This is a genomic window from Hyphomicrobium sp. ghe19 (genome assembly GCF_902712875.1).
Taxonomy (GTDB): Bacteria; Pseudomonadota; Alphaproteobacteria; order Rhizobiales; family Hyphomicrobiaceae; genus Hyphomicrobium_B.
In genome coordinates, this window is sequence record NZ_LR743509.1 from 2,713,704 (window position 1) to 2,736,112 (window position 22,409).

Genomic DNA, 22,409 nt, shown 5'->3' on the forward strand with positions numbered 1-22,409 from the left:
CTGTGCGCAAGATTGTGTGTTATCGTCTAGCTGTTGATATCGTCCACGCCGTTCAATTCTCATATTGCTCGCAACGAGTATTCGCCCTTAGTTGCGCGACAAACGCAAAAGTGAAACTCAATGGCCGCCAATATCGACGTCATAATGCCGGTGAAGAACTGCGCAGGCTTTGTCGAGACGGCTGTCTCGAGCGTCCTATCGGACCGGCGACACATCAACCGCCTAATCATTATCGATAATGGGTCGACGGACGGCACCGCGGATATTCTCACGAGAATTCCTCGCGATGTTCCGACGACGATCTTGATGCAGGATACGGGGGGATTGGTCGCGGCCCTCAACAGGGGCATCGAAGCATCGCGAAGCGATTTCATCGCGCGCATGGACGGGGATGACATCTCGCTTCCGGGCCGCTTAAGCGCTCAGCTGAGCTTTCTACGGCAGAACCTCGATGTTGCGGCCGTCGGCACCCAAGCGGAATATATCGACGAAGATGGGCGCCGTTCGGGCTCCCGAACGACGTACCCGACGTCGCCGATCGATGTCCGCCGTGATCTTCTGGGCAACAGATGCGTCCTTTGCCATCCGAGCGTCCTCATACGGCGTAGCGCGCTCATCGCGTGCGGCGGATATCGCGCCGCGTTTCAAGACGCCGAAGATTACGATCTGTGGCTGCGTCTTATCGATAAGTATCAGATCGCCAACGTTCCGGACGTTTTCGTGCAGTACCGGCGCCACGAGGGGCAGGTCTCCAACGGAAAAAATCTGAGACAATCGTTTTCGCGAGATTTGGCTTTGTATTGCTCTCGCGAACGACGGGCCGGTCGCGCCGAGCCGATGTGGGTCAATGCGATGCCCACGACTTATTCCGGCATGCAGTCGCTCTGCCCGAAGCCAAGCGTGGTAGACGACCTCGCCTTTGCCTACGGCGCGGTTGAACGCAAGCTCGCGGGCGTCGAGGCGTCGCTCCCGCAACGGGCGATTTCGATCATACCGAAACTCGCTCAACGAAGGTACCTCGGCGAGAACCGGCGCGCTCGGTATCGCTATATCTGGATGTCGGCGACAGCAGCCGTCCAGCAGCTGGACCTCGTTGGAGCGCTCGCTGCAATCGGCATCCTGGTGCGAAGCCGCCTGTCCGACAGCCGTCATTTCAAGAAACTCGCCTGCGGATCCAAACACGCGCACCTGCCCGCTCGCTGACTGCAGCAGCGCTTAATCTGTTTCACCCCGGACGTGCCGGCCCGGCCCTCCCAGCGCTACACTGAACTTCCGTGGTGACGCGAACATGCCACACCGTCGCGACAAGCGGCTTTAACTGGCATGAGTCTGGGCGGATTGGGGTTGTACGGACACATGCCAAGTGCAGTATCGAGAACGATCTGTCCACGGAGCGGGCACAAAGGTCCGCGTGGCTATTTTCTGACGATTGGGAGGGGGATCAGTATATGAGAAAATTGCTTTCGCTCATCGCGCTGAGCTGCGCGATGGCAATTGCTTTTGTGGCCAATGCTCCGCAGGCGCGCGCCGCGGTACTTACGACCAACATTTCCACGTTGAAGGCGGAGCAATCCGCGACAGTTCAGCAGGCGCGTTACCGCTGCTGGTGGCGTAACGGGTATCGCCACTGCGGTTACAGGCACCACCGCTGGCATCATCGCCATTGGGGTAATGGATACGGGCACCATCAGGGCTGGCGGCATCGGCATTGGCGCGACCGGTACTGGCGCCACCGCTATTATTATCGCCATCACCAGCAGTATCGCCGCCACTATTATTACAACTCGTATCAGCCGGCTTACCGGCGCCATGCCTATCCGCGGTACGGCTACTGCATCGGCGTGTGCTGGTGGTAAACTCAGCGTCTAGCGCATAGCGATCACGAGCGCCGGGCCCATGTCCGGCGCTTTCTTTTTATGAGACCGGCCTCGCTCGCAATCGCTTTCCAGCGCGCGTGAAATGCGGAGATTGTGCGACCGTCCGTCGCCGCGTCAGCAACGCCCGGATCAAAAATGATCAATAAATACGGGCTTCGGTGCATGAGTCCGGGGTGTGTCGCCGGTGCTCTTGACGCGAGCGCTATACGGCTTTCCAATGCCACTGCAAAGACGCGGTGGCGCGGGGAACTTTTGATGACTTTCGTAAGGGGAACTTTTCTGTCCCGCTTGCCGGACAGATCGGCCCAGCTTGTGAATACGCAAAACATTTTGATGGCCGTAATGATGCTCGCCCTCGCGCTCTGCGGATCAGCGAAAGCGGCCGAGCAGCAATTCGGAGCTTTCGGGCCCGAGGGTTCGCGCATGCGCGAGCAGCTTTGGATCTTGCCAAGCGGCGAAGAAGGCCGCTCGCTGCGCGCGACGGTGTTCCGCCCCGACGACGATGCGTCGGAACCCAATAAGAAACATCCGCTCGTCGTCATCAATCACGGCACCGACGAAGCGACACGCCTCGCCGTCGCCATGCCGGTTTACTACTGGCTCTCCCGTTGGTTCGTCGAACGCGGTTACGTCGTCGTGCTTCCGCAGCGTCGCGGTCACGGCGCCACCGGCGGCGCTCTCTCGGAATCCATCGGCACCTGCCAACAACCGAACCATTACGCGTCCGGCAACATCGCGGCCGACGATATCGCCGCGACCGTCAATTACATGACCCAACAGCCATTCATCGCCCAGAAGGCGACGATTGTTGCCGGGATCTCGACCGGCGGATGGGCTTCGTTGGCTCTCGCTGCGCGCAATCTTCCGCAGGTGCAGGCCGTCGTGAATTTCGCGGGGGGCCGCGGCGGTCATGCTTACGGACGGTCCAACGCCATTTGCGGCAAGCCGGACCTGGTCGCGGCGGCGCACACGTACGGCGGCACGGCGCGCGAGCCGAGCATCTGGTTTTATTCCGAGAACGATAGCTATTTCGGTCCGGCCCTCGCACAGGAACTGGCACAGGCCTGGAACGGCGCGGGCGGCAATGCGGAAGAGCATATCCTTCCCGCTTACGGCAACGATGGCCATTCCATTGCCGACGATCGCCAGGGCTGGGACATCTGGGGCCCAAGCCTCGATGCTTTCCTGACGAAAGTTCGTGGCGGTCAGCTGGAAGTCGCAGCGGAGCATCAACCGTCGCCACCGCCGGTCGAGACTTCGGCGATCGCCACCACCGGGGCGACACGCTAGCGGAGCGCCCCTCCCAGCTCTCTTGGCCGCCGTCTTGTTCACGGCAATGACGATGCGGTCGGGGGGTTGGGCATCCGGCCCTATCGACAAGCTCTAGCTCCGGCCTTAGCCTAACCGTTCGTTCGTGAAATTCCGTGAAAGCCGACGCGACAGCGCACGGCTCCGGCAACCCGCCAAGAAGTTGACCCAGTGTTTCGACAGTTTTCAAGCCCGGTAAAGCCAGGCCATGGCCGTTAGACCCAGGAGCGCCGTTGCATCGGCTCTGACGGTTGCAATGAGGGACTTCGGGATCGGGTCTCAAACGGTTTTGAAGATCGGGTTCCTTGCTCCTCTCGAGGGGCCGCTCAAAGCCTGGGCGGTTCCGGGTATCAATGGCAGCCTTATTTGGGTCGAGCGCATCAACGCCGCCGGCGGCCTGAAGGTCGGCAACCGAAAATACATGCTCGAACTCATACCGTTCGACACCAAGTACGAGCCGGACCGGGCACTCCAGGGCGCGCGAAAGCTGATCCTTGAGGACGGCGTGAAGATCATCCTCATGATCGGCGGCAACGACCTCATGGGAGACATCAGACGGCTTATCAATAAGCATCGCATGCTCGTCACGACACTCTTGCCGAGCGACCTTTCGCCGGACGTGCCAACGATCGTTGCGCCGAGCGAGGTCCATCCAATCTACAATGTGACGGGCGTCGATTGGCTGAAGCGGACGCAGCCCGGGCTCAAGACCGCGGCGTTGTGCGCGCAGCGCGACCTTCACGGCCTGCCGTCGATCGCGACCTATAAAGCGGCCTTCGAAGCGGCCGGCATCGAGCTTGTCGCCGAACATTTGTTCGAGCCGGAAACCACTGATTTCGGGCCAATCGTCGAAGAGATGATGGCAAAGAAGCCAGACATCCTCTGTTGGGATACGGCGTATGAGCCGTTTGTCCATGCGCTTACGATCGAAGCATTCAAGCGGGGATTTCGCGGCCGTCTTCTGTCCTGCACGTGCGACAACTATCCGGAGCTCATCCGGCGCACGAGCGTCGAATTCATGGAGGGGTTCGTCTTTCAGTTTCCGGACTTCGACGATCCTCGCCTCAACGACGGCCATGTGAACTTCGAAGAGCCCGGCAAATTCTACGAGGAATTCTGCCGCCGCTTTCCGGGAACGTGGAGCGCGGTGTCGTGGGAATACGCTTCCACGCTGGAATTGTGGAAATCAGCCGTGCAGCGGGCGCGCACCTTCGAGCCGTTCTCCGTTCTCTCGGCGATGAAAGTCGGCGGCATCGGTCAGCACGCATTCGGCGAAGCCATATGGTGGGGCAAGGATCTGTTCGGGATCGATAATGCGCTCGTCGGGGATTGGCCTGTCGTCGCGATCATCAACGGCAAGGCGCGGATTCAGGAGTACGGCTCAGTCGCAGACTGGTGGTCGAAGCACAGGTCGGTACTCGTCAAGCACATGCGGTCAATGAACCTAATGTGGGACCAGCGCGAGCACATTGCGGCTTCGGCCGAGACGCTCGACCGGATGACGGCTCACGATTCGTAAATCATGTCTTCGTGGGCGTTGGCGACGTAGATCTTGATGATCTCGACGGCGGTTTCGACGTTTCGTCTCTCGATCGCTTCATAGAGCGATCTGAACATCAGCTGGATGCTCTTGATCTTCGCCGGTGTCAGCGCCTGCTGGCGCGCCGCGGCCCACTGCGGATGGCGGCGCACCTCGTGCAGAATTGCGTACATCGTGGTGATCAGCGAGTTGTGCGTGCCGCGGGCGATGGCCATCATAAACTCCTCTTCCAACATCGCGAACGTGTCGGATTCGGTGACGATCGCTTCGAGGCGAGCGAGCTGATTTTGAAGATCGGCGACATCGCGTGCCGACATGTAAATGGTCGCGAGACGCGTCATCTCAGGCGCCAGGATTGAACTCGCTATATTCATCGCGAACGGCGACGCGGTCTCGGCGAGTTGATCGACGCCGAGAAACGATGACGTGCGCTCATCTCTGCTGTCGTGAGACGAGCGCTTTCGTTGATATGAAACGAACGTGCCGCTTCCCGGACGGCGGGCAACGATCCCATATGTGGCCAAGAACTCGAGCGCCTGGCGTATCGTCGCCCGGCTGTCACCGAACGCATCGGCCAGATCCCGTTCGGCTGGAATTCGCGTTCCGAACGGATATTCCCCCGACGCGAAGCGGGCGAACAGACGTGTGGCGATCTCCTTCACCCGCGGTGTGACGAGCGGATGCCGCGTGACATCGTCGATCCAGGGCGGCGCTTCGAAGTCGTAAGTGTCAGACATGGTTCCAGCTCAAGCTAATGTGGCATTCCAATTTCAGAGCGGGCTTTTTTGGTTTCCCGCAGACGACGGACTGCGGAAAATGTCTGGGGCCCGAGCAGTGCGGTAAGCGTCACGGCGGCTTCCAAAGCCGCACAATCCTCGGAGAGCGTCGCCGAAAGCGTGCGCTGGCGATGCGCGAAATCCGCAGCTTTCGGCGCGTAGCTGGAAAAGACAGATGCGTCAGTTGCCTGCTCGGCGGGCGCCGCAAGCAGGCGAACTTCGGGTGAGCACGGACCCAGGATATCCTTGAGTATTGCCATCAGGTCGCGCGCGTGAAGCGCCACGATTTCGGACGCGGGATCGCCGTCGTCAACAAGGAGGCGATTGAAGCGCGTGATGCCGAGCGCGGCTTCCGCGAGCTGACGATATCTCCGGCGGCGCGCTTCGATCAGCGCGTGCGGGACCTTCGTTGCGAGCCGGAAGTGAAACGAGGTCGCGCCCGTCATCGGAATGTCGAGCGTCGCGATGCTAGAGATAACGAGCCGCCAAGCCTCCTCCGCTTTACGAAAGGCGCGGCGGGCGTCGTTCGCATTGTCGAGAATGAGACGCGCGACGCCGGCGTTCGAACGGCTTGCTGCGAGCACGGGCGCCGAAAGCGGGGCAGCCTCCGCGATCTCCGCCGCGCGAAGCCACAAGCGTGCAGCCTCATCGATCTGTACGCGTGCCATCGCCGCGAACGACCGCAGGCTCTGATCCGTCCACGTTTCAATCTCAGTCACGCGCGCCTGCAATTCCGATTTCTGAGGAAATTGCCCATTCCCAATAGGCAAATAGAATGCCTTGCCCTCAACCAAAATGCAACCGGATTAGACCAATAAATACCAATGTAGGTTCGCACCTGCGATATGGCGGCTAACCGCGTTTAATATCGACGGAATCTGGTTTTTGTGCCTGCGAAATGAACAACGCGGTTTCTTTTTGGTGACTTTTTTGACTTGCGGGTAATTCGTCACTCCGTAACATGGTCACGTTGGGCTAATAGCGGTAATTACTGGTTTAAATTGGTTTGCGTCGCAAAACCATCTGCTTGCGTCACTCCAATGCCGGGCCCGACGGGGGATCGTGCTTTTTTGCTTCACGCGGCGGCGCCGCTTGTGCGCCTAGCCCGGGGATCGATCACTGCACGAATATTTATCAATGAGCAGGCTCAGCTGGAGCGATCATGGCCATAGATACTGGAGTGCATACTACGGGCAGCGCGTTTAACGCGTCGTCCGGGAACCTCGTCCGAGCCATCGACTGGAGGGGAGCGTTTTGGGTCGCCAGCGGCGTCCCGGCTCTTGTCTTGTTTTCCATCGGCGGCATCGCGGGTGTAGCGGGAAAGGTTGCCTTTCTCGTCTGGTTCGTCTCGATGCTCATGGGACTCATACAGTCCTTCACATACGCAGAAATAGCCGGCCTGTTCCCAAACAAGTCGGGCGGCGCCTCGGTCTATGGCGCGGCGGCATGGGTGAGGTATTCCAAGCTGATTGCGCCGTTGTCCGTCTGGTGCAACTGGTTCGCGTGGTCGCCCGTGCTCTCGCTCGGGTGCTCGATCGCTGCCGCCTACATCCTGAATTCGCTGGCAGCCGTCCCACCGGCTGACGCGCCGCAGGTCGCCGCCTGGGTCAGCGCTCATGCCGCGTCGATCCCACTCGACTCTCCTCGCATCGCCGAGTGGCTCGGGGCCAACCAAGGAAAGACGGCAGCGGACGCGGTCGCGGCTCTCCTTTCAACGGATGCCATTGCTGCGCTGACGCCGGAGATCCGCAACTGGTCCCTCTTCCACGGAACCCTCGGGCCCGTGTCATTCTCCTTCAACGCCGCGTTCTTCATCGGCGCGGTGCTCATGCTGATCACGTTCGCCATTCAGCATCGAGGCATTCTCGGCACCGCCAGCGTTCAGAAATATATCGGCCTCGCGGTGATCATACCGATGCTCATCGTCGGCGTCGTGCCAATCCTCACGGGCCAGATCAACTGGTCGAACTTCACGCCGCTCGAACCGCTCAAAGCCGCCTATGCTCCGGAAATGGGACATTGGGATATCGCCGGCTGGACGCTTGTTCTCGGCGCCATGTTCATCGCCGCGTGGTCCACGTATGGTTTTGAAACGGCGATTTGCTACACGAGCGAATTCCGCGATCCGGGCCGCGATACATTCAAGGCGATCTTCTATTCGGGCCTGCTTTGCCTCGTGCTCTTCACCCTCGTGCCCTTCACCTTCCAAGGGGTTTTGGGTCTCGAGGGTATGCTTGAGCCATCGATCGTCGATGGTTCCGGCGTCGCCGCGGCCATGGCCAACATGGTCGGCCACGGCGGAATGCTCACAAGCCTGCTCGTCATGCTGATGATCCTGGCGCTCATGTTGTGTCTGATGACCGCTATGGCCGGATCATCGCGCACACTCTATCAGGGCTCGCGCGATGGCTGGCTGCCGCGCTACCTCAGCCACGTTAATGAACATGGTGCACCAACGCGTGCGATGTGGACCGATCTCGTGATCAACCTTGCGGTCCTGGCGATCGCCTGCGCGGACGCCACGAGCTTCTTCTTCATCCTCGCCGTTTCGAACTGCGGTTACATCATCTTCAACTTCCTGAACCTCAATTCGGGTTGGATCCACCGCATCGATAACGCTGGCGTCCATCGGCCGTGGCGGGCACCGGGCTTCGTGCTGGCCCTCGGCACGGTGTTCGCTTTCGTCAATGCCGTCTTCATGGGCGCGGGAGCAAAGGTCTGGAACCCCATCGCATTGTGGGCCGGGCTGTTCACCGCGGCGCTGATCATTCCGGTGTTCTGTTTCCGCCATTATGTGCAGGATAAAGGCGTGTTTCCTGCCCACATGCTGGAGGATCTCGGACTGACGCAGGGCGACTTGAAAACGCGGAAGGCCGGGGTTCTTCCCTATATCGTTCTCGCCGCGGGCTTGCTCGTCGTGCTGGTGTCGAACTGGTTCTTCCAGCTGCCTGCCTAGAGAAATTGCAGGTCGGGGCGGTTTCCTCCGCCGCTCCGATCTGCTCTGATTACTTTCCGCAGGTCCGGGCATGAGGCTTGACGGATTCAGGGAGCAATTGATGACGGTAAGCACTATCAAAAGCCGGCCTATCTATCCGGGTCTCACCCCGGATCTCAATGCGCGACGCAATATCATCGTCTGCGATAAAGCAGGTGCGGCAGCGGTCGCCGAGTTGCTTTCGCGCGCCGACTGCGCCTTCGCGGAGCGGGCGACCATCATTCTGGCAGACAGCCTGTCTGCTACCGAGGCCCAAACCCTCAGCCGCGATCTGGCGCCGGCTACAGTCGAAATTCAGCCGACTCTTGCCGATGGAATCGCGCGTCTGCGGCAACTTCTTGAAACGGCGCCGATGAGCTTGCGCCTTTACGCGGCCGGTTCCGAACCTCTCATTGGTTTCGTCGTGCAGGCGGGCCTCGATTTCTCAATCGATCACTTGTCGATCCGGACCGAGCATCGCGGCTCGCTGAAGCGCCGTGTCCAGTGCGTGCATTGCAAGGGTTACATCGAGAACGTCACGACGAACCCGGTGAAATGCACTCATTGCGGCATAACACTATTTGTGCGCGACCATTATTCCCGGAGGCTCGCCGCGTTCCAAGGCGTGTGTGTCGACGCGGAAGTGCCGGGCGAAATTCCGCCGACGGAGGCCCTGTACCAATGAGTGGATCTCTTCTACGGCGCGTTCGGGTCGCCGAGGTAGAACGTGTGGCGAACCGCATCAAGCGCTTCCGCCTGGTCGATGCCGACAATGCTCCGCTGTCGGAGTTTTCCGGCGGATCTCACATTTCGGTCGTCATGCACGCAGGCGACCGTTTGATGCGCAATCCCTATTCGCTCATGGGCGCGCCGTCGGATACGTCGAGCTATCAAATCAGCGTTCTGAACGTCGAGGATTCCCGCGGCGGCTCGAAGTTCATGCATGAGAACGTCTCGGTCGGCACGGAACTCGAGATCGGTCAGCCGCTCAATCTCTTTCCGCCGGCCAAGCTCGCGAAGAAGCATGTGCTGGTCGCGGGCGGCATCGGCATAACGCCTTTCATGTCGATGATGGACGAGCTCGACGGACTGCATTCAGACTTCGAGCTGCACTACGGCGTTCGCTCGCTCGAAGACGCTGCCTACTGCAAATACCTGCAATCGCGCTACGGATCGCGCGTGAATATCTATCGCCAGGACCAGGGTCACCTGATCCCACTCGAGCGCATTCTGAGCGATCAGCGGCTCGGCACGCATATGTACGTCTGCGGGCCCAAGCCAATGATCGACTGGTCGTTGCAGACAGCGAATCTGCTCGGCTGGCCCGACGAGAACGTGCACTCCGAACAGTTCAGCGCTCCGCCTCCGGGTAAGCAGTTCCTCGTTAAGTTGGCGCGGTCTGGCCGCGAGATCATTGTTCGCGGCCATCAAAGCATTCTCGAAGCACTCGAAGAAAATGGGGTCGACGCGCCGTTCCTCTGTCGCGGCGGCGCTTGCGGTCAATGCGAAACGCAGGTCGTCGCGTGCGAGGGCTTCATCGAGCACAACGATCATTTTCTCACCGAGCCCGAGCGCGTGAGCGGCAAGAAGATCATGATCTGCATGTCTCGCATTCAAACAGGATCGATCACCCTCGATCTCTAAAGAACAATTCAAAGATTCCTATCCGGGAGATCATGGCATGGGACTGACATTCAGAAATGAGACTTTTCGAGACGACTTCACATACACGAACAGCCCGTCCAACATTCGGCGCTTTCCGTTTCCTTTCGTAGAGGATCAGTACCGGTATTCGGTCAACATCGAGCCGCATACGCCGGGTCCGAAGGGGTCTCCCTTCGAATTCCACTTCGACGTCGACGAGCACTACGTTTCGGAAATGCGCGATCGCGCTCTAGTCCTCGCCGCCGATCCTTTGCGATGCCAAGCGCTGCCGCACATGATGACGGCGCAGTGGGATATGCTCGAGCTGCTCATGACATCGCTTGCGCGCGATTATCCCGAGCACTTCACGCTCCATCGAGACGGCTCGGCGTGGCATTGGATCAACCGGCCGCTCGGCATCGACCAGAAGTTCACGTTCCTTGATGCGAGCACGCTGCCCTACCAGCCGATGGAATTCATCGGCCGTCAGGTGCAAGGCGATTTCTCGATCCAGGACCAGCGCGATAACCAGCTTTGGATGGATGCGGGCATCATCACGTCGCAAGCCGACTGGTCGCTCGATTTCGACGTCGGCATGAACTTCTTCGAATGGCACGGACCGGTGCCGCTCGCGCACGAGGCCGGCGTGTTCGAGCGCGCGTTGAAATTTCTTCTCAATCTGCAGGTCGGCAAGCCGGTTCGTCGCTTGAACTGGACGATGACGATCAATCCGCGTCTCGATACGAGCCCTGAGAATTATCACAAGTGGGCCAGCGATCGCATGACGGTGACGCCGGAGAATGTTGGCCAGAAAGTGCATCTGCGCGTCGAGATGCAGGGTCTATTCAGGCTGCCCCGATCGAACGCAATCCTGTTCTCGATCCGCGGCTATCTGATGAGCTTCGAGCAGATCGTCACGGTGCCGAAATGGGGCCGCCGGCTGCCGCGCGTTCTCAGTTCGCTGCCGCCTGAACTCGTCGAGTACAAGAGCCTCAGTCGATACCGCGACATGGCACTTGCGTACCTTGCGCCATACGACGATGGCGCTCCGACCTCACCTGGTGGAGGTCCCGACTAGGCGATCCTTTCCAAGACAGATTCCATTCAGAACCAACGAAAAACAAGCAAGAGGTAGTGCTCATGTCCCTAGCCGATTTGCCACGTCAGTCCATTCTCAACGATCGCCATCGGGCGAACGGCGGCGATCTGGAATCCGTTTCGTGGAACAACATGCCGCTTCCGCAGACGTACGCGACGGATCCCTATGTGGAAGTCGAAGCCGTTCGTTGCCGGGCGGGGCTCTTTGACGTCTCCTCGCTACAGCTTCTGAACGTGTCGGGTCCTGACGCTACCAAGCTTCTCAATTACGTGCTGACGTCCGACATCTCCAAAGCCAAGCCGGGCGACTCACATATTTCCAATATCGTCAATGAAAACGGCGGGCTGATCGACGACGTTCTCATCTACGTCGACAGCCCGACAGAATACCGGCTTTCGCACGGAGCTGGAAAGCTCGAAGAGGCCATCCGAGCACTCGCGCCGAAGTTCGACGTGAAGGTCGAGCGGGATGACGATGTTCACGTTCTCGCTTTGCAGGGGCCGCTGTCGCTCGAAATCCTCGCGCCGCATACGCCGATGGACCTCGCCGGGCTCGGCTACTTCAAGCACGGAACGTCGACGCTGTTCGGAACGCCGGTGCGTCTCGCCCGCGGCGGCTATTCGGCCGAGCTCGGATATGAGGTGTTCTGCGCGGCCAAGGATGCGCACAAGATGTGGGACTTCATCCTCGCTGCGGGGAAGGATAAGGGCGTCATCCCGGTTTCGTGGGCGTGCCTCGACATCGTGCGCGTCGAAGGCGGGTTGCTGTTCTTCCCGTGCGAGATGACGAACGAAGATACCACGCCTTGGGAAGTGAAGGCCGATTGGACCGTCGATCTTTCGAAGCCGGATTTCATCGGCAAGAAGGCGCTCGTCGAAAAGAAGGGCAAGGAACGCACGTTCGTTGCAGGCCTCGAAATCGATCACACGAAAGCCATCACGCCCGGCGCCAAGATCACGGCGAACGGCAAGCAAGTCGGCGTCATCACCAGCACGACCTACAGCAAGCATCTCATGAAATCGATTGCCTTGGCGCAGATCGAACCCGCTTACACCAAGCTCGGCACCGAACTCGTCGTTCATGACGGCGGCGACTGGCCGGCGTCCGTGGTGCGGATGCCGTTCTACGATCCGCTCCGCCTTCGCACGCATCCCCGCGACAAAGCCTGATCCACGCACCTACGAAGTCAGAAAATCCTAGCGAATTGATTTTTCGGAAGGACACCAAATGGCAGAACGAATAGCTATTATCGGCGCCGGCCCGAGCGGCATGGCGGTTTTGCGCGCGTTCGAGAGTGCCCGGCGCAAGGGCGCGGATATCCCCGAGATGGTCTGCTACGAGCGGCAGAAGGATTGCGGGGGCATCTGGAACTACACGTGGCGCACCGGAACGGATGAGTTCGGCGAGCCGGTTCACGCAAGCATGTATCGCTATCTTTGGTCGAACGGACCGAAGGAATGCCTGGAGTTCGCCGACTACTCATTCGAAGAACACTTCGGACGTCCGATACCATCGTTTCCGCCGCGGGCCGTGCTGCACGACTACATCAAGGGCCGCATCGAACGCAGCGGCATCTTGCACTACATCAAGCTCAGCACCGCGGTTCGCAACGTCACCTTCAACGAAGAGACGCAAAAATTCACCGTCACGGTGAAGGATCTCGTCGCCGATACGCTTACGTCATCGGAATTCGACTACGTCTTCTGCGGCAGCGGCCATTTCTCGACGCCGAACATTCCGGAATTCCCCGGTTTGACCCACTTCCTTGGGCGCACGTTGCATTCGCACGACTTCCGCTCGGCTGACGAATTCGCGGGCAAAGACGTGCTTTGCGTCGGCGCGAGCTACTCGTCGGAAGACATCGGCATTCAGTGCTACAAGTATGGCGCCAAGTCCGTCACGTTCTCGTGGCGCTCGAGGCCGATGGGCTTCAAATGGCCCGCCCGCATGGACGAAGTCCCCTTGCTCGAGCGCGTCGAAGGCAAGACGGCCTATTTCAAGGATGGCTCGAAGAAAGACGTCGATGCGATCATTCTGTGCACGGGATATCTGCATCACCATCCGTTCATGGAAGACTCGCTGCGCCTCAAGTCACGCAACCGGCTTTATCCGCCGAACCTCTACAAGGGCATTTTCTGGATCGACAATCCGAAGCTGATGTACATCGGCATGCAGGATCAGTTCTATACGTTCAACATGTTCGACGCGCAGGCTTGGTACGCGCGTGACGTCGTGCTCGGACGCATCAAGCTGCCGTCGAAGTCGGATATGTTCGACGACATCCAGAAGTGGACCGAGATGGAAGAAGCCATCCCGGACGCGACCGCTGCGATCGACTTCCAGACAGAATATATGCGCGATCTTCTCGCTCCGACCGACTACCCGCGCCTCGACGTCGACACAGTCGCGAAGATGTTCAAGGACTGGGAGCACCACAAGATGGACGACATCCTGACCTATCGCGACCGTTCGCACAAATCAGTGCTGACCGGCACTCAGGCACCTATCCATCACACTGCTTGGATGAAAGCTGCCGACGACTCGATGGAAGCGTTTCTCAATCAGCCGAGCAAAGTGGCTGCGGAGTAGCGGCTCTCGCTACGTAAGAAGCAAATGGTGGATTGGCCGCACACGCGGCCAGTCCACATCCGACGTCATGCTCTTTAGCGAAATGAGGACAAGATGAGCGAAGCGGTCCTGACGTCCCCCGCGCGACCGAAACTTTTCGTTCCAGGACAATCGTCGCTGGCGCCTGGCGTCGAGCGCTACGTGCTCAAAGGCGGCGGCACGGCTGTCTTCGAACTAGACAAGGGCGACCGCATCGAACTCAGTCCGCTCGAAGGCGGACAGGGCGTAGAAATTGCGGCGTTCGCGCCGGGAGGCAAAAGCGATCTCGAGGCGCTCGGTCTGAAGGGCCGCGGTAAGCCTACGGGCATTCAGCGGGCTCTCGACGCCGACAGCGAAGACGCGCAACGCGTTCGTTTCGGATTGTTTCGGCGGGGGCTTGATATCGGTCGCGTGAAAGCTGCGAGCTTGCTCGGGCCGGATTGCGTTCCGGGCGATGTCGTTTCTCTGGAGGTCGAGCGGTCCGTTCTCGCCGTCTTCGGTGCGCCTGCAGAGCCGATGATCGTATGGGAGCAGACGCCCGCAACCGACATTCTCGTCTTCATTCAGCGAGCCAATCCGCGACTTCTGAATGAAGCGAAGCTGCCGGAGCCGATCGCCGAACCGCGTCTCGACATCCGCATCAACATCGCGAGCGCCGAGAGCTTCGAAGTTCGCGAAGGCGAGTACATCCAGATCATCGATGTGGCGGGGCGGCAGTGCTCGGACTTTCTGGCTTTCAATCGCCGCGCCCTCGATCGCGGTGAAGTCTTGGGGCTCGATTCCACGACGACACGGTCAATGATCGGCGCCGCTTATCCGAAGCCGGGTCTCTTTTCGAAGTTTTTCGACAGGGATCGCAATCCGCTCGTCGAAATCGTGCAGGATACTGTTGGGCGCCACGATACGTTCAACCTTGCATGCACGACGCGCTATTACGAGGACATGGGCTACTTCGGCCATCCGAACTGCACCGACAATTTCAACGATGCGCTCAAGGATTATCCCATCGGCAGCTACAAGGGCTGGCCGGCCATCAACTTCTTCTTCAACACCAACGTCGACTGCCACAACAACATCTGGTCTGACGAACCGTGGTCGCGCCCCGGCGACTACGTGATGATGCGCGCGCTGACGGATCTCGTCTGCGGCACGTCATCATGTCCGTCCGACATTGACGCCTCCAACGGGTGGAACCTGACCGAGATACACGTTCGGGTCTACCCGAAAGACACATCCTTCAAGCGCTCGATCGGATACAGAATGGCACCGGATGCTCCGCTTCAGCTGACAAGAGAATCGGGATTTCACCCGCGCACGTCGGCCCTCACCCGCAACTTCGGCGAATACCGGAATTTCTGGGTACCTCACTGCTATTCGAACGCAGGCGCCATAGACGAGTACTGGGCGTGCCGCGAAGGCGCGGTCATCATGGACCTCTCGCCTTTGCGGAAGATGGAAGTTCTGGGGCCGGATGCCGAGCAGTTCCTGCAAGGCATCATTACGCGCGACGTTCGCAAGCTGTCGGTCGGACAGATCTACTATACGCCGATGTGTTACGAGCACGGCGGAATGGTGGACGATGGAACGCTGTTCCGCTTAGCCGAAAACAATTTCCGCTGGATCGGCGGCGATGATGCGAGTCTCATCTGGCTTAAAGAGCAGCTCGCCAAAACCAACTACAAAGTGACCCTCAAGACCGCGACGTCCGAACTCAACAACGTTGCCGTTCAGGGTCCGAAGTCGCGGGAAATTCTGCAGAAGATCATCGAGACGCCGCCTGGCCGGCCGACGATGCAGGAACTCGGCCTTTTCCGCTTCACAGTCGGACGCATCGGCGGGGTCGCCGGCATTCCGGTTCTCGTCTCGCGAACGGGGTATACGGGCGAGCTCGGATACGAAGTGTTTTGCCATCCCAAGGACGCGCCTGCGGTTTGGGATAAGATCATGGAAGCCGGCGCACCATTCAAAATTCAGCCATTCGGGTTCGATGCGCTCGACATGGTTCGTATCGAAGCCGGTCTCGTCTTTGGCGGCCACGATTTCGATTCAACGACAGATCCGCTCGAAGCCGGCATCGGCTTTACGGTGCCGCAGAAAAAAGAAGAGGACTACATCGGCAAGGCCGCGATCGAGAAGCGGCGCGCCAATCCGCTTCGGAAGCTCGTCGGTCTCGAAATTCAGGGCAACGAAAAACCAGCGCACGGCGACCCGGTGTTCGTCGGCCGTGCACAAGTCGGCGCGGTGACAAGTGCGATGCGCTCGCCGCTTCTCAAGAAGACGCTGGCGTTCGCGCGTGTGGACGTCACGCATTCGGCGACGGGGACCGCGCTCGAGATCGGACGTCTCGACGGACTGCAGAAGCGCTTCAAAGCAACGGTCGTGCCGTTTCCGTTCTACGATCCGGAGAAGAAGCGCGTTAAAATGTAAGGCTTCGCATATCTCCCATGCGAATGTGACGGCCGCCAGCGATGGCGGCCGTTTCGCGTCTTGCCTCCGATGACGGCGAAGAGTAAACGCGCCGAACCCGTCGGAGGCAGAAGATGTTCAAAGCAATCCTGATAGAAAAAGACGGCGAGCGCGCAACGCCTCGTCTTGCTGAACTCGACAAGACCGCGCTGCCCGAGGGCGACGTGACTGTGCGCATCAGTCATTCGACGCTCAATTACAAAGACGGCCTTGCGATTACCGGCAAGGGGCCGATCGTCCGTTCCTTTCCGATGGTGCCAGGCGTCGACTTCGCGGGCATCGTCGAGGAGAGCAGCAACGCCCGCTTCAAAGCGGGCGACACCGTTCTGCTCAACGGGTTCGGCGTCGGCGAAAGTCACTGGGGCGGGCTCTCGGGATATGCACGCCTCAAAGGCGATTGGCTCATTCCACTTCCCGAAGGCTTGACCGCTCAGCGCGCGATGGCGCTCGGCACAGCGGGATACACGGCGATGCTGTGCGTGATGGCGCTCGAACGCCAAGGCGTCACGCCGGACAAGGGCGAGATCATCGTAACGGGTGCGGGCGGCGGCGTCGGCGGCGTTGCCGTTCTCATTCTATCGCGGCTCGGTTATGACGTCGCCGCTTCGACCGGCCGTATGGAAGAAGCCGAGTACTTGAAAGGCTTGGGCGCGAAGACGATCATCGATCGCAAAGCGCTTGCCGAACCCGGCCGCCCGCTGCAAACCGCTCGCTGGGCGGGCGCCGTCGATAGCGTGGGAAGCCACACACTTGCGAACGTCTGCGCGAGCATGAAGGACGACGGCGTCGTCACGGCGTGCGGTCTTGCGCAGGGTCTGGATTTCCGGACGACGGTCGCGCCGTTCATTCTTCGCGGGGTAACGCTCGTCGGGATCAATTCGGTTAACCGATCCATCGCGGATCGCGTTACAGCTTGGGAGCGTCTCGCCCGCGAGATCGACTTCGGCAAGCTCGACGGCATGACGCGCGTCATTCCGCTGGAACAGGCCATCGATGCCGCGCGCGATCTGCTCGACGGAAAGGTGCGCGGCCGTCTCGTTGTTTCGATCGGCGAACAGTCCTAAAGAACGTCTTTCGGCACTCCAAAGCTCAAAGGAATATTCTATGCCGTTCTTGCGATTTGATCTTATCAAGGGGCGCACCGATAGCGAAATTGCAACGCTGCTCGATGCGGCGCACGAGGCCATGCTGGAAGCCTTCAAAGTGCCTGTGCGGGACCGTTATCAAATCGTCCATGAGCACGAGCCGAGCCGCGTACGGATCGAGGATACGGGGCTCGGCATCGAGCGCACGGACAAAGTCGTGCTCGTTCAGGTGACGAGCCGGCCGCGCACGACTGAAGAAAAGCAAACGTTTTACCGGCTGCTGACGGAATCGCTTTCCAAGCGTTGCGGCATTGCGCCGAGCGATGTGATGGTCAACTTCGTGATCAACACCGATGCCGATTGGTCGTTCGGAAACGGTGAAGCGCAATTTCTAACGGGCAAGCTCAAGTAGAGGCCGCGCCATGCATCTCGTCCAAGATCCAAATGCGCCCGCGGCGGCTGCGATTACGTTCGACCAGTTTCTCGCGGTCGATATCCGAGTCGGCACGGTCGTCGCGGCAGAGCCTTATCCAGAAGCAAAGAAGCCGGCGCTTAAGCTCAAAATCGATTTCGGAAGCGGCATTGGCGTCAAGCAATCGAGCGCGCAGATCACGCGTCATTACGATTGCGCTACGCTCGTTGGGCGACAGGTGGCGGCGGTCGTGAATTTTCCGCCGCGTCAGATCGGAAAGTTCATGTCGGAAGTGCTGACGCTCGGCTTTCCGGATGAGAACGGCGAGGTCGTGATGTTCAAGCCCGACATCAAGGTGCCGAACGGAGCACGCCTGTTCTGATTGGAGATGAGCGCGCCGCCCGCAAGGCAGCGCGCTCTTGGTTTCTACTTCTTCTGATGTCCGAGCGCCCAGACGTATGCGGCGACGGCCTTCACATGATCGTCCGACATTTCGACGCCGCCCTTCGGCGGCATGGCGCCGGGATGCTCCTTCGGTTCGGGCACGCCTTCCAAAATGGTTTTGGTGATGCCCGCGACGCTGCCGTCGCTCCATAACCATTTTCCGGACGTTAGATCGGCACCGACCGGGCTGCCAACGCCGCCCGCGCCATGACATCCGGCGCATGTCGCGCCGCCGACGTCACCATCGAAGACTTTCTTTCCGAGCGCGACTTCATCGGCAGTCGAGCCCGGCGGTACGGGGAGCGCCGCCAATGCTCCGGCCTCGGGATGAATACCCTCCGGCGGCGAAGCCTGATCCGCGTTTGCCGCCTGTGTCTGAACTTCCGGTGCTGCATCGAGGGTCTTCGAGTTCGGATCGCCGGAATAGGTGACGCGCCAGATGCGGCCGTTTACGTCGTCCGAAATATAGAGCGCGCCGTCCGGGCCGACGGCAAGTCCCGATGGCCGGTGCGCGGCGCCGCCCGGATCCTTCTTGGCGCCGGCGAAACCGTCAGCGAAGACAATGAACTTTCCGGTCGGCTTGCCGTCCGCGAACGGCTGGTAGACCACATTGTAGCCGCCTTGCGGACCGGGCGCGCGATTCCATGAGCCGTGAAATGCGATGAACATGCCATCGCGATAGGGTTCGGGGAACGCCGTCGCTTTGTAGATCTTCATGTCGTTCGGCGCCCAGTGGGCCGGGAACCAGGCGACAGGTCCGAGCTTCTCAGCGCACTGTCCTATCTTCTTGCCGCCATCGCCGCCGTATTCCGGAGCCAGCACGAGCTTTTGCTGCGCGCCGTCGTGGTAACAATACGGCCAGCCGTAATCGCCTCCCTGCTTCAACGCGACGACGACCTCAGCCGGCAGATCGAACCCCTGTTGGGCGGTGTAAAGTTCGGGCCAATTCTCATGCAGCTGGTCGCGCCCGTGCTGCGTTACGTAGAGCTGGCCCGCGGAATCGAAGTCGAATCCCTCGCCGTTGCGGATGCCGGTCGCATAGCGCTCGGCGGGCGAGAATTTCTGGCCGAGCTTGTTGGCGTCGTATTTCCAGACGCCCGCCCGCGTCTCCAGCTCGACGCACGGCTCGTGGCCTTTCGAGTGCGGCATGCGGTTCTTGATTTCGCAGTTGTTCGTCGCTGAACCCATGCTGACGAAGAGATTGCCGTCGGCGTCGATGATGAACGGGTGCATCGGATGGTCGCCGTTGATCGGCATGCCGGAGAGAACGGTCTCGGCTTTGCCTTCAGGCGCGATCTCTCCGTCCTTCAGCGGGTAGCGATCGATGCGATCGTTGATCTCCGCGTATACGTAATTGTTGTGGAGGGCGATGCCTGTGCCGCCTTTGCCGCCTTCTGCCTGCGTTTCGCCGAAGCGCTTGACGACGTCCGCGGTGCCGGTGCCCTTCGTATCCTTCAATGCAACGACGAAGCCGCCCGGTGGCAAATCGTTATTCTTGTAATAGACGCCGCTCCACGTGTTCACGAAGACGGTGCCGTCCTTGCCGACCGCCATTTGACGAGCATGGCCTATGTTGTCGGCGAAAACGGTCGCGCAGAACCCCTTCGGCAGGCTCAATCCGGCATTGCCGCTCGGGCAAGCTTCGGCATTCGCCTCGGTCATGCCGGCGAATTGCAAGCCGAGAGCAAGCGCGACCGCTACCGGCGCGGCAAAAATTGCAGCGCGCTTTGTTACGGCAGGTTGCATGGCTGAACTCCTGTGCTTTGAATGATCGAAGCCGCCCGGACGAAAGCCCGGGCAGCGGTATTTCAGTTACCGACTGTTACCGGCACGGCTTGGAACGGCAGCTTCGGAGGTCCGTTCTCTTTGGGCGAAAAAAGATGATTGAGCTGACCTTCGCCGACCCAGACCGTGCTGCCGATCTTCGCGAGAGACGTCGGGCCGTTGAGGCCATCCTTCAAGGTTTCTATCGTGACTTTATCGCCGTCCACGATCACCCGATCGAGCGTGCCGCTGCCTTCCACCTGGAGGAACGTATTGCCGGTGAGCTGGCGCAGCGCATCCGGGAACTTCAGCGGGCGTGACGTCGCCAACTTCGTTACGGCGCCGGGCACGCCGTCCTTGACGTCGATGCGGAAAAATTCGCCGCCGCCATAGGTGTTGACGTAGAGATTGCCGTCGCTTCCCAAGGCTATGCCGTCAAGGCCCGCGCCGTTCTTCGGAACGAGCAGATCGTTCTCGACCCAGACTTCAAGTTCTTTCGCGCCGGGCTTCAGCCGCAAGATCTGCGGAGCTGCGGTATTCGTCACGTACAGCGTTCCGTCGGCGGCGACGACCATGTCATTGCATACTGTCGCCTTGCCCGGGAACGCGGCGCTGAGCTTGCCTTCACCCGTCGCGAGGTCGAAGCCTTTCAAATGGGCGCCGGGAACGTTCGACGGTCCCGGAATACCCATCCCAGAGAAATCATTGGAGCAAACCCATAGGGTGTTCGAAGGCTCATCGACGAGAACACCGAACGTCGAACGCGTATCGAAAGCTCCGGGCTTGATCCACATTTCAGCCTTCGACGCTCCGGGCTTGACGCGGGCGACGCCGCCGGAGGCCAGGCTGCTGAGGTAGATCGTTCCATCGGACCCCGCGGACATGCTTTCGGGGTAGGCTTGATCGCCTGGGATTTCGATCGGCTTCAAGTCACCGGCAGTCGCGTGCGTGGCGACTACGAGGGCGCCGATGCAGGCAAAGACGCTTAGACCAATAATCGGGCCACTGAACAGCTTCATGATTACTCCCTCGCGAGGCATCGGCCCGCCGCACCGTGCCCCTACGTTTTGCAAATTCTCTAGTCGTCGACGGTATTGGATATGGGTTGGCGGGATTGTTCGACTTCCGCAAGTCGGCGTTCATGCTTCCCGGAAGTCCCGCAGGCATCAACTGATCAACGCGTAAATAGTTCAAAGTCTTTTCAAAACGGCGTCCGGGAAACTCTCACCGGCTCCCGTTATAGTTTAATTGCTATTTCGAAACGATTGAGAATGAAAGGGGCCCGTCGCTTACTCGCCGCTCTGTCACGCGGGGAACAACCCGGGATACGGAGCATCCGTTAGACGAGTCCACAAAGCGCAACTGTGCTATTCATCAGGCGCATAGCCTTCGAGCCGCCGATTTTGAGGACCCTTGCCATGTCGAGACCTTGGAAGAAACTCGCGATCATCGTGGTGACCGCTACGGCGAGCACTCTCGCCAGCCATCCCCGGCCCGCAGATGCCGCATCGGGCGAGCGCATCGGCGATGCCGTCGTGATCACCAACATCGTCATGGCAGATTACGCAGAAAAGCAGCGCAAGCTCGCGCGCGGCGACGATATTCGCCAGGACGAGATCATCGAGGTCAACACGGACGCGCAAGGCGAGTTCAAGCTCGACGACGACACGAAGCTTGCGCTTGGGCCCGGCTCGCGGCTCGTGCTCGATAAATTCGTCTACGACAGCGACAAGAAAACGGGCTCGATCATTCTCAACGTTGCGAAGGGCGCGTTTCGCTTCATGACAGGCGTCGCCGCGAAACCGACGTATGTCATCAACACGCCGAACGCATCGATAACGGTTCGGGGCACGATATTCGACTCTTACATATTGCCTGACAAGTCGGTGTGGGTGCTGCTTCACGAAGGCGCGCTCGAGGCGACCGGCAAGAAAAATGTCTGCCGCGTTCTCGACCGGCCAGGACAGATGATGCACATCGCAAGCGACGGGACGGTCACCGGGCCTTTCAATTGGGCCAAGCTGCCCGACGGAAACGCGGTTGCGTTCGATACGGCGTTTCCCTTCGTCATCAATACGCCGTCGATCGATCCCAACCCGCTTCTGACGCGCGCGCAAATCATCGAAGCGTCATTGCCCGACGCTCCGGCGAAAGATTGCATCAACCCGCATTCACCGATCGAGCTTCAGAAGCCGATCAAAACACGCAAAGCGGAGACGCCGCGCAAGGAGCCGAAGAAGCAGAAGGTTGTGACGCGGAAGCCGAAAGGTGATGGAGGATACGGTGACGACTGCCCAGGTTGCATGACCGGCATGGGCATCGTCATCGGCGGCGGCGGAATGGGTGGGTTCGGTGGCCATCGCGGTGGCAGCGATGGCGGCAACTACGGCAGCAGGGGCCGCTGATATCCGGC

The 22,409-nt window shown here is 59.9% G+C and carries 19 protein-coding genes; 15 read left to right on the forward strand and 4 right to left on the reverse strand.

Annotated features, from left to right (window positions below; translation table 11 throughout):
* The first annotated feature begins 120 nt into the window (after positions 1-120).
* From AACL53_RS13155 to AACL53_RS13170, 4 genes are all read left to right on the forward strand, one after another.
* A complete protein-coding gene (locus tag AACL53_RS13155) occupies positions 121-1,203 on the forward strand; it encodes a glycosyltransferase (protein ID WP_339084974.1) in 1,083 nt (360 codons plus the stop codon).
* 245 nt (positions 1,204-1,448) lie between these two features.
* A complete protein-coding gene (locus AACL53_RS13160) occupies positions 1,449-1,856 on the forward strand; it encodes a hypothetical protein (protein ID WP_339084975.1) in 408 nt (135 codons plus the stop codon).
* Between the two features lie 276 nt (positions 1,857-2,132).
* Complete coding sequence (locus AACL53_RS13165; RefSeq protein WP_339084976.1) at positions 2,133-3,167, forward strand: CocE/NonD family hydrolase; 1,035 nt, start codon at positions 2,133-2,135, stop codon at positions 3,165-3,167.
* Positions 3,168-3,393: 226 nt separating this feature from the next.
* Entirely contained in the window at positions 3,394-4,704 is a 1,311-nt protein-coding gene (locus AACL53_RS13170) for an ABC transporter substrate-binding protein (RefSeq protein WP_339084977.1), read from the forward strand.
* Here the strand turns inward: AACL53_RS13170 and AACL53_RS13175 are convergent.
* Positions 4,692-5,462: a FadR/GntR family transcriptional regulator gene (locus tag AACL53_RS13175; protein WP_339084978.1), complete on the reverse strand. Its 771-nt coding sequence runs from the start codon at positions 5,460-5,462 to the stop codon at positions 4,692-4,694. The genes AACL53_RS13170 and AACL53_RS13175 overlap by 13 nt on opposite strands.
* A 14-nt stretch (positions 5,463-5,476) precedes the next feature.
* On the reverse strand, positions 5,477-6,220 hold the full coding sequence (locus AACL53_RS13180) for a hypothetical protein (RefSeq protein ID WP_339084980.1): 744 nt from the start codon (positions 6,218-6,220) through the stop codon (positions 5,477-5,479).
* A gap of 443 nt (positions 6,221-6,663) precedes the next feature.
* Between AACL53_RS13180 and AACL53_RS13185 the strand changes: the two genes are divergently transcribed.
* The 10 genes from AACL53_RS13185 (at position 6,664) to AACL53_RS13230 (ending at position 18,170) form a co-directional block, all read left to right on the forward strand.
* The gene (locus tag AACL53_RS13185) at positions 6,664-8,457 is read left to right on the forward strand and encodes an APC family permease (protein ID WP_339084981.1); all 1,794 of its coding nucleotides are present in this window, start codon (positions 6,664-6,666) and stop codon (positions 8,455-8,457) included.
* A 100-nt stretch (positions 8,458-8,557) separates the two neighbouring features.
* On the forward strand, positions 8,558-9,160 hold the full coding sequence (locus AACL53_RS13190) for a dimethylamine monooxygenase subunit DmmA family protein (RefSeq protein WP_339084982.1): 603 nt from the start codon (positions 8,558-8,560) through the stop codon (positions 9,158-9,160).
* Positions 9,157-10,119, forward strand: a complete 963-nt coding sequence (locus AACL53_RS13195; RefSeq protein WP_339084983.1) for a PDR/VanB family oxidoreductase — start codon at positions 9,157-9,159, stop codon at positions 10,117-10,119. Before AACL53_RS13190 ends, AACL53_RS13195 begins: the two co-directional genes overlap by 4 nt.
* Before the next feature lie 37 nt (positions 10,120-10,156).
* Positions 10,157-11,197, forward strand: a complete 1,041-nt coding sequence (locus AACL53_RS13200) for a DUF3445 domain-containing protein (protein WP_339084984.1) — start codon at positions 10,157-10,159, stop codon at positions 11,195-11,197.
* A gap of 62 nt (positions 11,198-11,259) precedes the next feature.
* Entirely contained in the window at positions 11,260-12,387 is a 1,128-nt protein-coding gene (locus AACL53_RS13205; protein ID WP_339084985.1) for an aminomethyltransferase family protein, read from the forward strand.
* 58 nt (positions 12,388-12,445) lie between these two features.
* The gene (locus AACL53_RS13210; protein ID WP_339084986.1) at positions 12,446-13,807 is read left to right on the forward strand and encodes an NAD(P)-binding domain-containing protein; all 1,362 of its coding nucleotides are present in this window, start codon (positions 12,446-12,448) and stop codon (positions 13,805-13,807) included.
* A gap of 93 nt (positions 13,808-13,900) precedes the next feature.
* Positions 13,901-16,252 (forward strand): DUF1989 domain-containing protein, encoded by a 2,352-nt coding sequence (locus tag AACL53_RS13215; protein ID WP_339084987.1) that lies wholly within the window; start codon positions 13,901-13,903, stop codon positions 16,250-16,252.
* A 113-nt stretch (positions 16,253-16,365) separates the two neighbouring features.
* A complete protein-coding gene (locus tag AACL53_RS13220; RefSeq protein WP_339084988.1) occupies positions 16,366-17,355 on the forward strand; it encodes an MDR family oxidoreductase in 990 nt (329 codons plus the stop codon).
* Between the two features lie 40 nt (positions 17,356-17,395).
* Positions 17,396-17,788, forward strand: coding sequence for a tautomerase family protein (locus tag AACL53_RS13225; RefSeq protein ID WP_339084989.1), 393 nt, complete (start codon positions 17,396-17,398; stop codon positions 17,786-17,788).
* A gap of 10 nt (positions 17,789-17,798) precedes the next feature.
* On the forward strand, positions 17,799-18,170 hold the full coding sequence (locus tag AACL53_RS13230) for a tRNA-binding protein (protein ID WP_339084990.1): 372 nt from the start codon (positions 17,799-17,801) through the stop codon (positions 18,168-18,170).
* A 44-nt stretch (positions 18,171-18,214) separates the two neighbouring features.
* On the opposite strand, the gene AACL53_RS13235 is transcribed toward AACL53_RS13230, so the two are convergent.
* Together AACL53_RS13235 and AACL53_RS13240 are read right to left on the reverse strand one after the other, a co-directional pair.
* On the reverse strand, positions 18,215-19,978 hold the full coding sequence (locus AACL53_RS13235) for a PQQ-dependent sugar dehydrogenase (RefSeq protein ID WP_339084991.1): 1,764 nt from the start codon (positions 19,976-19,978) through the stop codon (positions 18,215-18,217).
* Between the two features lie 62 nt (positions 19,979-20,040).
* Positions 20,041-21,015 (reverse strand): hypothetical protein, encoded by a 975-nt coding sequence (locus AACL53_RS13240; RefSeq protein WP_339084992.1) that lies wholly within the window; start codon positions 21,013-21,015, stop codon positions 20,041-20,043.
* 399 nt (positions 21,016-21,414) lie between these two features.
* Here AACL53_RS13240 and AACL53_RS13245 point away from each other — a divergent pair, with 399 nt between their 5' ends.
* Entirely contained in the window at positions 21,415-22,401 is a 987-nt protein-coding gene (locus AACL53_RS13245; protein WP_339084993.1) for a FecR domain-containing protein, read from the forward strand.
* Positions 22,402-22,409: the final 8 nt, after the last annotated feature.